This window comes from Sorangium sp. So ce204 (assembly GCF_051526795.1).
Classification (GTDB): Bacteria; Myxococcota_A; Polyangia; order Polyangiales; family Polyangiaceae; genus Sorangium; species Sorangium cellulosum_B.
Window position 1 is genome coordinate 12,786,040 of record NZ_CP150317.1, and the last position, 13,514, is coordinate 12,799,553.

The 13,514-nt window shown below is 72.8% G+C and carries 12 protein-coding genes; 4 read left to right on the top strand and 8 right to left on the bottom strand.

Annotated features, from left to right (window positions below; all coding sequences use genetic code 11):
- Window positions 1–23 precede the first annotated feature (23 nt).
- Window positions 24–1,124, top strand: a complete 1,101-nt coding sequence (locus WMF22_RS48370) for a hypothetical protein (RefSeq protein ID WP_438034154.1) — start codon at window positions 24–26, stop codon at window positions 1,122–1,124.
- A 160-nt stretch (window positions 1,125–1,284) separates the two neighbouring features.
- Here the strand turns inward: WMF22_RS48370 and WMF22_RS48375 are convergent, their stop codons facing one another.
- Both WMF22_RS48375 and WMF22_RS48380 read right to left on the bottom strand, forming a co-directional pair.
- The gene (locus tag WMF22_RS48375; RefSeq protein WP_438034155.1) at window positions 1,285–2,091 is read right to left on the bottom strand and encodes a hypothetical protein; all 807 of its coding nucleotides are present in this window, start codon (window positions 2,089–2,091) and stop codon (window positions 1,285–1,287) included.
- Window positions 2,078–2,896, bottom strand: coding sequence for a hypothetical protein (locus tag WMF22_RS48380; RefSeq protein ID WP_438034156.1), 819 nt, complete (start codon window positions 2,894–2,896; stop codon window positions 2,078–2,080). The genes WMF22_RS48375 and WMF22_RS48380 overlap by 14 nt, the downstream gene beginning before the upstream one ends.
- Before the next feature lie 83 nt (window positions 2,897–2,979).
- Between WMF22_RS48380 and WMF22_RS48385 the strand changes: the two genes are divergently transcribed.
- Window positions 2,980–3,843, top strand: a complete 864-nt coding sequence (locus tag WMF22_RS48385) for a LysR family transcriptional regulator (protein ID WP_437296594.1) — start codon at window positions 2,980–2,982, stop codon at window positions 3,841–3,843.
- 24 nt (window positions 3,844–3,867) lie between these two features.
- Here WMF22_RS48385 and WMF22_RS48390 read toward each other — a convergent pair whose 3' ends face one another.
- On the bottom strand, window positions 3,868–4,812 hold the full coding sequence (locus WMF22_RS48390) for an MBL fold metallo-hydrolase (protein WP_437296595.1): 945 nt from the start codon (window positions 4,810–4,812) through the stop codon (window positions 3,868–3,870).
- 65 nt (window positions 4,813–4,877) lie between these two features.
- On the opposite strand from WMF22_RS48390, the gene WMF22_RS48395 reads away from it, so the two are divergent.
- Both WMF22_RS48395 and WMF22_RS48400 read left to right on the top strand, forming a co-directional pair.
- Window positions 4,878–5,771, top strand: a complete 894-nt coding sequence (locus WMF22_RS48395) for a LysR family transcriptional regulator (protein WP_438034157.1) — start codon at window positions 4,878–4,880, stop codon at window positions 5,769–5,771.
- Window positions 5,772–5,811: 40 nt separating this feature from the next.
- The gene (locus WMF22_RS48400) at window positions 5,812–7,461 is read left to right on the top strand and encodes a 5'-nucleotidase C-terminal domain-containing protein (RefSeq protein WP_438034158.1); all 1,650 of its coding nucleotides are present in this window, start codon (window positions 5,812–5,814) and stop codon (window positions 7,459–7,461) included.
- 148 nt (window positions 7,462–7,609) lie between these two features.
- On the opposite strand, the gene WMF22_RS48405 is transcribed toward WMF22_RS48400, so the two are convergent.
- The 5 genes from WMF22_RS48405 to WMF22_RS48425 all read right to left on the bottom strand — a co-directional run bounded on the left by WMF22_RS48405 (window position 7,610) and on the right by WMF22_RS48425 (window position 13,505).
- Window positions 7,610–10,117, bottom strand: coding sequence for a hypothetical protein (locus tag WMF22_RS48405; protein WP_438034159.1), 2,508 nt, complete (start codon window positions 10,115–10,117; stop codon window positions 7,610–7,612).
- A 36-nt stretch (window positions 10,118–10,153) separates the two neighbouring features.
- Window positions 10,154–10,747 carry a GNAT family N-acetyltransferase gene (locus tag WMF22_RS48410; protein WP_438034160.1) on the bottom strand — a complete coding sequence of 198 codons (594 nt, stop codon included), beginning with the start codon at window positions 10,745–10,747 and terminating at the stop codon, window positions 10,154–10,156.
- Window positions 10,744–11,085 (bottom strand): hypothetical protein, encoded by a 342-nt coding sequence (locus WMF22_RS48415; RefSeq protein WP_437296600.1) that lies wholly within the window; start codon window positions 11,083–11,085, stop codon window positions 10,744–10,746. Before WMF22_RS48415 ends, WMF22_RS48410 begins: the two co-directional genes overlap by 4 nt.
- 272 nt (window positions 11,086–11,357) lie before the next feature.
- Window positions 11,358–12,017, bottom strand: a complete 660-nt coding sequence (locus WMF22_RS48420) for a siderophore-interacting protein (RefSeq protein WP_438034161.1) — start codon at window positions 12,015–12,017, stop codon at window positions 11,358–11,360.
- Window positions 12,018–12,194: 177 nt separating this feature from the next.
- Window positions 12,195–13,505, bottom strand: a complete 1,311-nt coding sequence (locus WMF22_RS48425; RefSeq protein WP_438034162.1) for a hypothetical protein — start codon at window positions 13,503–13,505, stop codon at window positions 12,195–12,197.
- Window positions 13,506–13,514 lie beyond the last annotated feature (9 nt).

Here is a 13,514-nt window from a genome sequence, read left to right on the forward strand (position 1 = left end):
CGTCAGCCGCGTAGCATCCCCCCATGGCGACGTTCCTCGATGTGCTCATGGGCCTCGGTCTCATCGTGATGGTCGCGGGCCAGATCTGGCTCTGTATCAGCGCGTTCAAGACGAACCCTGCGTGGGGCGTCGTCGTCCTGCTCCTGCCGTGCTGGGGCGCCCTCCTCTTCGTCGTCGTTCATCGGAAGGGCGACGAGGCGCAGCCCTTCATCATCGTGATGGCCGGCGCGCTGCTCGCCGCCGGGGCCGGAGGTGCCAGACGGGTGTTCGGGCAAGGGGGTCGGTCCGCGGAGGCCAGACCCTCTCTGCCAGCGTCGGTGCCTCCACCGAGCGTGACGGCGGATACACCGAGCGCGCAGGAGCTGCCGCGGGTTGAGGCGCTCCGCCGCGCGTGCGAGGCCGCGCGGAGCCAGATCTACAGGGGAGCCCCGTTTCCACCGCTCGCGACCGAGGGCTGGCAGGTCACGCTGTGGTTGGCCAGCGCGAGAGGCGAGAGCTTGCACGACCACCCGGCGCTCGTCGCCGCGGTCTCCAGAGGCCGATTGACGGCGGACGCGGACGAGGAGCTCGCGACCGTGACGGACGGCACCGCGGAGCTCGCCGATGGGCTCGCGCCCGAGGCGGTGAAGGCCGCGCCGGCCTTCCGCGCCGCGGCGATCCGGATGGGGGGAGGATACGCGCGGGCCTACCTCGAAGATGCCTCTCGAAGGCGCTTCGTCGCGCTCGCCGACCGGCTGCTCACCGCCACGGGCGCCGAGATGGGCGCGCTCTATGGACAGTGCGCGCACCTGAAGACGCACGAGCTCGGGTCGTGGTTCCGTGGCGCCGACGCGGCCGGCGCGGCGGCGGCGCTCGTCTACCAGATGGGCATGTTCAGCGAGCGATCGGCGGTGAACCGGGCAGTCCTCGCCAACATCGACCACCACGACGAGCTCGCGGCGCTCCACAAGGCCGCCGCGAGGGTGCCTGCGACCGAGCTCGCCGCCCTTGTCGCGAAGCACGGCGGCGCGCTGAGGAAGGCGCCGGGCGTGACCATCACGTTCGGCCTCGGCGCGCCGATGCGCGCGACCTCCGCGAGCCGGGCCGTCGCCGGGAAGATGGGAGTCGGGGCGGATCCGGACTGAATCCCGGAGGAGCGGGCGCTCCTCGAGCGCGGTCGCGCGTCAGGGCGACGCGAGATCGAGAGCACCCCGCTCGCGCGTCAGGGCGACGCGAGATCGAGAATGCCTCGCTCGCGCGCCAGGGCCGGGCAGACCACCCGACGACACCGGCGAAGGCGCCCGCTCAGATGCCGTGGCCGATCTCCACGCCGAGGACTCCGCTGAACCCGAGGTAGTCGTCTCGCACCACCGTGTCGAAGCCGGGGACCGCCGTGAAGCTCGCGCCCACGTAGGGCCTGAACCACGGCGCGTCGTCCGGCTGGTACCCGAGGCGCAGCCCCGTATCGACGACCAGGCCGAGGAAGGAGTCCTTGCCCGCGAAGAGCTCGTCCTCCCACGCGCTCACGCGGCGTCCGTCGGGCGTCTTGCGATCGTTCCCCTGCAGGTAGAAGCCGAACCCGCCGTAGCCGACCGTGATCGGGATCTGGACCGCCAGCGCTTCCGCGAAGGGGAGCCGGAACGAGAGCCCGACATGCGCGCCCAGCATGGATCCGTCGGACTTGAGCTCGAGCGTGCGTTGCCCCTTGTAGGTCTGCCCTCCGGGCAGGGTGACGTCGAAGGTGGCAGGATTCATCGGCCCCGGCCGCCCGAGCCCACCCAGGCCGAGGCGCACAAGGCCGTCGGCGAAGGTCACGCCGGCGGCGAACGCCGGCCCGTGCGACACGTGCCCTCCAAGGCCCATCACCCGCCACTCGAGGTCGACGAAGCCACCGACCGGGACGCCCGGCGCGGGCCGGCGCGCGCCGCGCGTGTCCGTGGCCGCGGCCTGCCCGGCATCGAAGGCGCCCGCGCCGGCGCGCTCGGCGGCACCGGACCCCGCGTCCGGAGCCTGCGCGCCGGCCCGCGCGGCCCCGAGCAGGAGCGCGAGGCACGCGCTCGACGCGAGCGTCATGAGGTGAAGACGGTGGCCGCGGCGGTCAGTGAGCGACACGGGAGCCTCCTTGTCCGAAAGCGAAGCGCGCTCCGAGGGAGCCCTCGAGCAGGAACTTGCCGTTGTCGCCGTTGAACCCAAAGCTGCCTCCCGCGCTGGCGTCGAGGGTGAGGAGAACGTGCTCGGACACGGCGTAGCCGGCGCCCGCCGTCAGGACCTGCGCCAGGTCGGCCAGCTCCGTTGTCGGATCGAGCTCCAGCTCGAAGCCGACGGTGGCCCCCGCGCGGAGCAGCCACGCCTCGCCGAGCGCGACGTGAGCGACCATCGATAGCTCGTCGACGTGCCGGAGCGCCGACGCGGGCGCGTCGCCGCCTCCCCCGGTGCTGCCTCCCCCGGTGCTGCCTCCCCCGTCGCCCCCTCCGACATCCCGGAGCGCCAGGAACCCCGTCCTGAGGCGCAGATCGAGCTCGAGCGGGCCGTGCGTCACGAGCGGCATCAGGAAGACCGCAGCGCCCGAGGCGCCGCTCGCGCCTGTCACCGTTCGCCCCCCCATGTACGCTCGCTCGAGGGCCCAGAAGGAGGCAGCGGCTCCGAGCTGCGCCCCACCCGAAAGGCGCACGCGGCCGTCGAGCTCCAGGCCGCCGCCCGTGTCCCTGCCCACGAGGCGTGATCCAAGGACGAGGCGAGCCTCCGCGGGCCCCGGACCCGCGGAATCGGCGCCGCGGGGCGCGACCTCCGGCGGCGGAGATGCCCCCGTGGCCTCGGCCGCGCGGGCGCCCAGCGGCGGCAGCAGCGCGCTCAAGAACGCGAGGAGGCGGAGCAGACGGCCCCGCCTCGGCCCATCGAACGTGTGGCGTACGAGCATGCACGCAGGATGGTCAGCGCCCGCTCATGCCGGTACCGATAGAATACGGCTTACAGTTATTCGAAATCAGAATAAATTGAGCCATGGATCGGTTCCTCGCGCTGCGCGTGTTCTGCAAGGTGGCGGACAGCGGCAGCTTCTCGCGGGCGGCGCGCGAGCTCTCCATGACGCAATCGGCCGCGAGCCGCGGGATCGCCGATCTCGAGTCGCGCCTCGGTCTCCGGCTGTTCGAGCGCACCACCCGGCGCGTCGCGCTCACCCTGGAGGGGCGCGCGTACTACGAGCAGATCGAGGAGCACGTGCGCGCGCTCGAGGACGCGGAGCTCCGCGCCGCGTCCGGCTTCGGGGACCTCGCGGGCCGCGTGAAGCTCTCGGCGCCCGGGGCGCTCGGCCGCCGGCTCCTCTTGCCGGAGCTCGTGCGGATCATGCATGAGTCGCCGGGGCTCGTCGTGGACGCCGCGCTCACCGATCAGCGGGTCGACCTCGTGGCAGGCGCGTTCGATTTCGCGCTTCGCGTCGGCGTCCGCAGCGAGCCGTCGTTCATCGAGCGAGCGCTGGGGACCTCGCCCCAGTGGCTCGTCGGCAGCGCCGGCCTGTTCGCGGGCAAGCCGGCGCCGACATCCATGTCGGAGCTCGCCGCGGTGCGGGTCGTGGCGAGCGGCGGGGTGCGCGAGCTAGAGAAGCTGGGGCTCACCGTCAGGCTCACGACCGACGACATCGAGACGAACCTCAGGGCGGTGGAGGCAGGGCTCGGCGTGAGCGTGCTCCCGCGCTGGCTTGTCGCGCGCCGGGTCCAGGAGGGGCGCTTGATCCGGCTCCTGCCCAGGCTCCCGCTGCCGAGCCCGCCCCTCGTCGTCGTCTACCCCCGGCGGCTCCGGCGCGTGGCGCGCCAGGTGCTGGAGCGGCTGGAGCGGCACCTCCAGAAGGAGCTCACCTCCGGCGGATGAGCGCCGTGCCGGGAAGGGCCGCGCTCACAGCGACTGGTGCCCGAGGCGCACCCGCATCGACGGGTGGCGGGCGGCGAGGGCGCGGAGGAAGGCGAGGCTCTCGGCGCTCCCGGCGGGGTCGGACGAGAAATTCCCGGGCTCGACGTCATTCCGCCAGCCCCAGGCCGTGTGGCACACATCGCCGGTGAAGAGCACCGGGCCCTCGGGCGTGCGCGCGACGTAGGCGACCGAGCCCGGCGTGTGTCCCGGCGCCGAGAGCGCGAAGAGCGAGGCGTCGCCGAGCACGTCGATCACGCCCTCGCCGCCGAAGGCCCACTCCTCGAGGGGCACGCGGCCCTCGAGGAGCTGGTCCACGGTGGACTGGGTGAGCGCATGGAACGGGCTCTCGAACGTGGACTCGCCGGGCCCGACGAAGATCGGGACGTCGCGCGCGACGTCGGGCAGGCCGAGCACGTGGTCGATGTGCAGGTGTGTGAGGAGCACGCCGGCCAGCGCCCGCTCGCCGCGAAAGGCGCCCAGGCTGGCCTCCACCCGCAAGGCGCCGAAGTTCAGCGCCTGTCCGACGGGGCCGGTGCGGAGGGGATGGTCGCTCGCCGCGAGCGCCTGCGACGCGCCCGTGTCGATGAGGTACAGGCCCCGGGCCGGGTGCGCGAGCGCGTGAAAGGTGATGTCGACCGGCTCGAGGCCGTCGGTCAGGCCGGCGGCGCGCTCGTGGGCCAGGTTGATGAGCCCGGCGCGGCTGGTCTCCCACCGCGCGCTGACGACGGTCTCGACGGCGATGGGGCCCGCCTGGTCGAGGAGCGCCTCCATCGCCTGCAGCCGGATCGGCGTGCCGAGCGTGGCCCTCTTCGCGCCGTGTGTCGACGCGGGCGGGTCCCTGGGCGCCGGGAGCGGCTCGGCGCACGCGCCGAGCAGGAGCGCGGAGGCGAGGAGAGCGCGGGATACGAAGCGGAAGGTGCGTCTGGACATGCCGCCAGTGTGTTCTCCGAAAAATGAATGAGTAACTGGCGAAAGTCGCATGGTGTCATACGCAGATGAATATCTCGTGGGACGACGCGCGGCTGTTCCTCGCGGTGGCGGAGGCAGGCAGCCTGAGCGCCGCGGCGCGCAAGCTGCAGATGACCCAGCCCACGGTGAGCCGGCGGCTCGCGGAGCTGGAGGCGCTCCTCGGCGAGCCGCTCTTCGACCGCGGCGTGGCCGGCACGGCGCTGACGGTGTACGGGGCCGGCCTCGTCGAGCCCGCGCAGCGGATGGCCGACTGGGCCGCCGAGCTGACCCGCGCGGCGGAGCGGCGGCACGCGCCCACGGGCGTGGTCCGGGTGACGGCGCCCCCCGGCATCGCGCACGGCTTCCTCGTCCCGTTCGCGGCGGCCATCTCGCGGCGCGCGCCGGCGATCGAGCTGCACGTCGTGTCGACGGTGCGCCCGCTCGACCTGACGAGGCGAGAGGCGGATCTGGCGCTGCGGCTGGGCGTCCCCGCCGGCGAGGAGAGCGTCGCCTCGGTCGACATCGAGCTGCGCGCCTTCGCGTCGGAGCAGTACGCGGCGCGGGTGGCGGGCAAGACCGACCCGGCCGAGCTCGCCTGGATCGGCTGGGCGCCGCCGCTCGACGACCTCTCGCCGAACAGCGCGCTCGGCCGCCTGATCCCGGGGTGGCGCCCGTCGTTCGCGTCCGACGACTACCTCGTGCAGATCCGCGCGTGCGAGCTGGGGCTCGGCGCGATGATGCTCGCGCGCGAGCACCCGCACTTCCGGAGGCACCCGCCGCTCGTGGAGCTGAAGGTGGACCTGCCGCCCGCGCGACGCTCGCTCGTCCTGCTCTGCCCGCGCAGCGCCCGCGCCATTCCGCGGGTGCGCGCCGTGCTCGAGCCGCTCGCGGAGAGCCTGCGCGCGTGGCGCCCGCCGAAGGCGAGGGGCGCTCGGCGCTGACGGCGTCGCGCGCCCGCGGGCTGGGCTATCTTCGATGGCCATGACCGCCGCCGCACACGCCCTGCCCGGAGGCCCCCTTTTGCGGATCGTCTGCGTGAACGACGTGTACCTGCTCGACAACCTCCCGCGCCTCGCGACCCTCGTGCGGCGCCACGCCGCAGGGCCCGCCGATCGCTTCCTTGTGGTGATGGCCGGCGACTTCCTCGCGCCGAGCCTGCTGTCGAGCCTCGATCACGGCAGGGGCATGGTCGACTGCATGAACGCGCTGCCGATCACCCACACCATCTTCGGCAACCACGAGGCCGACGTCGAGCTGCCGGAGCTCAGGGCGCGGGTGCAGGAGTTCCGGGGCAACTGGCTCAACACCAACATGCCCTCGTTCACCCCGGCGCTGCCGACGCACGAGATCGTCGATGTCTCGAGCCCCGGCGGGCGCGCCGTCCGGATCGGCCTCCTCGGCCTGCTCGTGCACGTGAAGGGCCTGTACCGGCGGGATGCGTTCGGGGGGATCGACATCGAGCCGGCGAACGAGGCGGCCCTCCGCTGGACCCGCCGGCTCGTCCGCGACGAGGGGTGCGCGTGCGTGATCCCGATCACGCACCAGAGCCGCGACCAGGACCTCGAGCTCGCGCGGGCGCAGCGCGATCCGCGCTTTCCCGTGATCCTCGGCGGCCACGAGCACGAGGTGATCCTCGACGACGTGGACGGCTGCTGGGTCGTGAAGGCCGGCACGGACGCGGAGAGCGCCGCGATCATCGACCTCGTGTGGCCGGCCATGGCGCCGCCCGCCGGGGTGCCCGACCTGCCCGCGGTCACCGTCCGGATCGAGGAGGTCGGCGCCTATCCCGAGGATCCGGCGATGCGCGAGCGCGTCGACCGCCACATGCAGATCGTGCGGGACCTCGACGCGGCCACCCTCCTCCGGCTCCCGCCGGGCAGCGAGCTCTCGTCCGTCGGGACGCGGGTCCAGCAGACGTCGCTCGGCGCGCTGCTCTGCTCGCGGATCCGAGACGCCTTCGGGGCGGACGGGTGCCTCTTCAACGGCGGCGGTATCCGCGGCGGTCGCGCGTACCGGGAGCGCTTCACGTACGGGGATCTCAAGGCCGAGGTGCCCTTCAGCAACGAGGTGGTGGTGACCCTCCTGCCTGGCCGCGTCGTCCGCGAGGCCGTCGCCGCGTCGCGGTCGCGCGCCCCCGCCCAGCACGGCGGTTACCTCCAGATCGACGACCGGATGGCGACGGACGCCCGAGGCGTCCTGACCGCGATAGACGGCCTCCCGCTGGTCGACGATCGCGCGTACCGGATCGCCCTCCCGCGCGGGCTCCTCGGCGGCATGGATGACATCGCGCCGCTGGTCCGCTTCGCCCAGGAGCGCCCGGAGAAGGTGCCGCCGGCGGACAGCGGGCGCGATCCGAAGCTCGTCCTCGTCGAGTCGTTCGCCGCGGACCTCGTCCGCCAGCTCGGGGCCTTCGAGGCGATCGACGCCGACGGGGACGGCCGCGTCTCGGCCGAGGAGCTGAGGGACGCCGTCTCGAGGACGACCTCCGAGACGCCGTCCGAGGTGGTCGTCGGCGAGATGATGAAGGCGCTCGACCGCGACGGCGACAAGCGCGTGACGCGCGGCGAGGTCGACGCGCTGTCCTCCCCGCCGCCCGCGGGCGCGGGGGTGCGCGATCGATCCGATCCGTGAGCGCGGCTCGACCGGGGCGAGTAGCGCCCAACCCGTGCTGATTGGCCGCTTTCACGAGGAGCTCCAGGGCTCTTCTACCGCCGGCTCGCTGCACGGCGTGACCGAGCTGCTGCGGCGCCACGCCTCCCGCTGGCGACCGGCGGCGCTCTCACTGCAGCGCCCCCACGAAGGCGCCGAACGCCGTCTCCACGGTCTGGCCCGTGGGCGGTTGGTTCAGGTTCAGCGGCGGCGCGCCGAGGATCTCGAAGAACGCCGGCATCCCCAGGATCTGCTTTTCGTGGTTCAGGGACCAGCGTTCGTAGTGCGTGAAGGTGATGAAGAACTGATGGGTGTCGACCACCCAGATGATCCGCCAGAGTTTCTTGATCTCCTCGCCGGTCTCCTCGCTCGGGGGCTCCGGGAATGTCAGGCCGGGGACGGCGGTGAGGGCGATCTCGACGCACACGTGGCGGCCATCTGGCAGTGGCAGCTCCTTGGTGTGGTCCTTGAAGAAGTCATACCAGGTGAGCTCCCCCTTGCAGATCATGGTCAGGGCCGCGGACAGCCACGGATGTGAGCTCGTGGTGGTGTCCAGCTGGATGGCGTTGCCCCCCGGCTTCAGCTTCCTTGTGTCGAGCCAGTCGGCGACGATGAGGGCCCCGTACGAGCAGCGCGGGCTCAGCTCGGGATCGCCCGGCATGAGGATCTGCGGGCTCCGCGCCTTGCAGATCATGGTCACCGAGATCTCGAGCAGCGCCGGGCGGCGGGTCCCCTTCACGACGCGGAACAGCCGCAGCTTGGCGCGGGCGATCACCGCGAAGATCTCGGCCCAGGCCCGCTGGTAGCGGCGCTGGTTGCCGTAGGTGGCGTCGAGCAGCAGCGCGCACGGGACCGCGCTTTTGGTCTTGAACCCCTTGCGCTGCGTGGCGTCCCATTCCTTGCGGTTGCCGCCCAGGCGCTTGGCGTCCCACGCCAGGCCTCCCTGGCCGTAGAACTCGACATCGGGACCGCTCCCGCAGACGCTGGGGTCGTCCTTGTTCTTGATCTCCCTGGCGACCCCGAACTCCTCGGGGTGCGTCGTCGAGGCGTGAACAGCCGCGAGAGCCTCCTCGATGTGCTGCTGCAGGCTCTGCCCAAGGCCCAACGCGCCAGCGATGAGCGCCTCGACCTTCTCCGCGACCGGCAGCTCGCGGCGGAGCGTGAGTAGGGTCTGGAGATCGATGCAACCTCGCTGTTTCAGCGACCGGCTCACGATCCGTCGCGCGATCGTGTCGTACTCGCGCAGGGCTTCCAGCTGTCGCTTGCACCTCTCCGCCTTGTCCGGGTGCCTCGACGCCCTCTTCTCCAGCGCATCGCAGAAACCATGGAACACAGCCGTCGGATCCTCCAAGCGCTCGGCGTGCGCGGCGGGGTCCATCGGCGTGAAGATGGCGGACCAGATGAGGTCCGAACCTCGCAATGCGTCCTGCATCTCCAGCAGGTAGTTCCAGAGGTTTCGCTTCGCGGCTCCCCACAGGTCCTCGCGTCCCCCCGGGACGATGGGGGCGTCGATGTTCAGCTCGTTTCGCAGCCGCTTGTCCAGCTCCCGGGCGCAATCGGAGGCGGTGGCCTGCAGCTTGAAGACCTCGGTGACGAGCTCGACCGAGAAGGCCAGCGGCGCCTTCAACGGTGGCAGCCCGATGGTGTTCGTCATCCCCTGGCCGTAGAGGATCCCGACACAGAGCTCGCAGAGCGAGTCGATCGTCAGGAGTCGTTGCCAGAGATCCTCGATTCCACACGAGCGCTGGCGGTTCGCTTCGTTGAGCTCGGTGCACATGCCGACCAGCCAGCAGAGCAAGAGGAGCATGAAGTCGCGCACGTCGGTGGAGGCATCCCGCTTGCCCCGATGTTGCCAGTGCGGCCCGTCAAGGAGGCATTCGAGGTGCCCCAGGTCGAACTTCAACTTGCTGGTCAGGAGCGCGTCCGGGTGGACGTCGGTCTTGTCATGGTCGAGGAGCAGCTGCAGCATCGCGAGGCGCGCCTTCATGTCGCGCGGCGTCGATTGGCACGCCCACGAGAGCCCGCCGTTGGCCACCAGGGAGCAGCAATACTCGACGTACGCTGCCTGCCGGGGCGAGCATGAGAAATCGGTGGCTCCCGAGTAGTGATACAGGAAATTGTCGATCATGCACGGCTTGTACGCACAGGGCAGGTAGAGATCGGCGCCTGCCAGGATGGCCTCCTTCGCCTTTGCGACGTTCCCTTCGTAGATGCAGGCCAGCAACAGCTCGGTGGCGGACGTCGCGGGGGAGCCCGGGTCCTTGAACAGCTTTTCGGGCCGTTCCTCCCCCTCCTTCTCCTCACGACTGGCCTCCTCCGTCAGGGACGAGCAGCTCGCCGTCGGTCCGCTCCTGTCCACGATCTCGGTCTGGACCGCGGCGGTGGAGAGGTCGAGCCCGCTCTGCTCGATGGTGATGAACCGCTTGCGGTAGTAGCGGGTCCGCAGACGAAGGGTCTCGAGCAGCTCGATCACTTCGTCGCAATCGGGCCAGCTCCCCTCCACCTCCGAGCTCAGAAACGGGTAGAGATCGACGAGGCCGAGCTCCTGCAGCGTGGGTGACCGGAAGAACCCGGCGCGCTCCTGCCCCCAGTTCCTTGAAGACAGCCGCTTGGCGGGAAGGTGATCGGGATTGTCCATTCGTAGCTCGAGAGCCGATTCGTTCGATCGGGGCGGTCAGACGGCGCGGAGGTAGACGAGGGGCGGCGCGCTCCGCTCCGTCGCCGGACGTTGCTGCCCGTCGCCGCCGACGGCGAAGCCCAGCGCCTCGACGAGGTGCCGGGAGCGGGTGTTGTCGGCGGCTATCACTGCCCTGGCCGTCCGCAAGCTCCGGGCGCGCGCCTCGTCGAGCAGCGCGCCCACGGCGGCGCGCCCGATCCCGCGCCCCCAGAACGGCTCGCCCAGCCAGAAGCGGAGCGTGGCCTCGCCGCGGAGACGATCGATCGCGCAGAGGTCGCATCCACCGGCGATGACGGCGGCGCCCCCCGCGCCCGCGACCACCACGGCGAATCCGACGCGGGTCCCCTCGCGCTCGAAGTGGCGCAGCGCCGCCACGTCGCCCACGGCGTGATCGGGCCGCAGCGGGCGGCGCAGCCCGAGGGCCCCGGCCACGGCCGCCGACGACAGCAGCGCCTGAAGCGCGGCGGCGTGCTCGAACCCCAGGCGCTCGAGGCGGACGGCGGGAGGAAGGGACGGCTCGCCTCGCGACGTCGGCGGCGCGGGCAGCCCTGCCGCAACACCGACCGCCACACCCCCGAGCGCGCCGGTCACCCCAGCTCCCCGCGCGCCCGGGTGAGCAGGCGCTGCAGGCGCTCGGCGGGCCTCGTTCCTCCTGCGCCGAGGATGGCGCGCGCCCAGTCCCGCTCCTGCTCGAAGCCAGCGCCGAGCGCGAAGTCGAGCATGACGAAGCACCCCGCGTCGCGATCGGCGACGAACCCGGCCCGCCGACCGCGCGCCAGCGCGCCCTTCACCCGCTCGCGCCGGGCCTCCGGCGTCAACGCCGCGGCCGCCGGCCAGTGCAGGCGCGCGATCTCCGCCAGCCGGTCCGCCAACGCCTCGTCGGCCACGTCCGCCAGCCGGTCCCACTGCGCCCGCCGGATCACCAACATGGTATGGCCAGATTCGTCCCCCGCCCGCCCGGCCGTCAAGAGAGGCGCGCGGGTCGGGCCGCGCGCTCGGTGCCCTGACATGCAGCGTCGTCCTCCTTCGTCGAGCGTGGGAGCAATCGCCCGACAGCGTTGCCACGTCCGGTGATGACGGACGAAATGACGCTGAAACGGTGGCAGGGGGCGATTTCGAGCCGTCGCAGAGCTAGCGCCGCGGGCGCGCTGGATCGAGCTCCCGATCACTCCGCACAGCGCTCGCGGGTGTGCAGAGAGGGTCAGTCGATCCCGGTCTTCCCTGCGATCCAGTAGGCCTTGGCGCGCACCTCACGCACCCCGGCCGCCCGGAGCACCTCGCGGGCCCGCTGGATCCACGCGCCGCCGCCGCAGGCCACCGCCGTGGCGACGCCCGCCGCGCGCTCGCGGAGCAATGCGGCGGCCTCCTCGTCGGACCCCGCGAGGTCCACGGAGACGTCGAGCGATCGCGCCGCCGCCTCCGCCGCGGGCACGTTCGCCACCCGGAGCACGGCGTGGACGCCGAGGCGGCGCGCCGAGGCCGCCACGCCGAGCGAGGTCTCGTCGCCGGTCAGGAGGCCCACGCCTCCCAGACGGAGGGAGCGTTGCGGGCCGACGAACCGCACGACGTCGCCCGGGCGGACGGTCTCCGTCCACCGCGCGCCCGGCGCGCTCCCGTGCGCATGGAGGAGCAGCGTGGTCCGACCCTCCGCCCAGTCGATCGGGGTGTACGTCCGCACGTCGTTCGAGGGGAGGAGCACCTGGATCTTGTCGCCGGGCTGCCAGCTGCGCGTGCGCAGCCCCTCGCCCTCGAGCACCACGCGCCGGTAGAGCGGGTGGGGCGTGCCCACGGCCTGCACCTTCGCCTCGGCCAGGACCAGCCCGCCGAGGAGCCCGAGCAAGCGACCTTTTCCGGATGCCATGCGGGTCAGCGTAGTCAGGGCGACCGCGCCGGTGCGTGAAGAAGCGCAAAGGCCGGAGGACCGGAGGGCGAAAGCCCTGCACAGACCTCTGGACCCGCGCGATCCAGCGCGGTCACGCCGCGGCGAGCGCGAAGGTCGGCCGGCGCTGAGGCCGGGCTCCCCCGGCGGAGCGCGCGGTCACGGGCCCTTCGGCCCGCGCACCAGCGCCCCCGTAGCGGGCCCGCCGTTCCACGCGAGGCTGAAGTAGACGTTCGTCCCGTCCACGGCGATGCCCCACGGGTAGCTCAGGTTGCGCGCGTGCGTCGCGAGATCGCCCCCGTCGAGCCGCGCGCTCTGCACCTGACCGTCGGCCTCCCGCGCGGTCGTCCAGAAGACGCGCGCGCCGTCGAACGCGAGCTGCGCGGGGATCTGGGGCAGATCCGGGACGACCCTGCGAAGCGGGCTCCCGGGCGAGAAGGTGGCGATCCCGCGCCCCTCGATGAGCCACAGCGCGCCGCCGCGCGCCTGGAGCGCGCGCGGGGCGACCAGCGCCTCGTGCAGCCGCTCCGGCGCGCTCGGCGGCGCCGCGTCGCGCGCCACCCGGTAGATCGCGCCGTCGGCCGCGCCGGTGCCCCGCGCGGTCACGTAGACGTGGCCTGCGTCGAGCGCGACCCCGCTGGCGGCGCCCGGGATGGCCGCGAGCATCACCTTCGCCGCGCCGGGCTCGGCGCCGAGCGGCAGCGTGAACAGCCCGCCGTCCTCGAACGCCGGCGGCGCCCCCGCCTCGACCCAGTAGAGCGCGCCCTGGTCGACAGCGAGCGCCGTGACGCCGCGGGTGCCGGGCGCGAGCTCGGCCACCTCGCCGCCGGCCTTCGGGACGGCCGCGAGGCCGCGCGCGTGCGCGAAGTACACGGCGGCCTCGTCGAGCGCGAGCGGGCCCGGGAGCTCCTGCTCCGGCGCGAGCGCCACCGGCTTCCCGCCGCCCGGATCGAGCCGCATGACGCTGCCGTCCGGCGCGTCGCCCGAGCCCTGGTTCGTCCAGTAGAGCCCGGTCGCGTCCATCCCGAGGAACGTGGGCAGCCGGAGCTCGCCTGCGAGCACGGCGGCGTCGCAGGTGCCGTTCCAGCAAGCGTCGGCGCAGGTCACGCCGCAGGCGCCGCAGTGGCGCGGGTCCTCCGCGACGAGGACCTCGCAGCCGTTGCCGCCGTCGCCGTCGCAGTCGGCTCGCCCGGCGTCGCACGCGAGGGCGCAGGCGCCCGCCGCGCAGAGCGCGGTCGCGCCGTCGCCGCCCGCGCAGCGCGCGCCGCACGCGCCGCAGCTCTCGACGCTCGTCAACAGGGCGGCCTCGCAGCCGTTGTCGCTGTCGCCGTCGCAATCGGCGAAGCCTTCCGGGCAGAGGTCCTCGCGCGGCGCCGTGGGCCCGGGCGGCGCGGCGCTCGGCGGTGAAGAGCAGGCGGCGAGCAGGAGCGCGCCGAGACCGAACAGTGCGTGACAGGGGTTCGAAGGCATCGGCGTCTC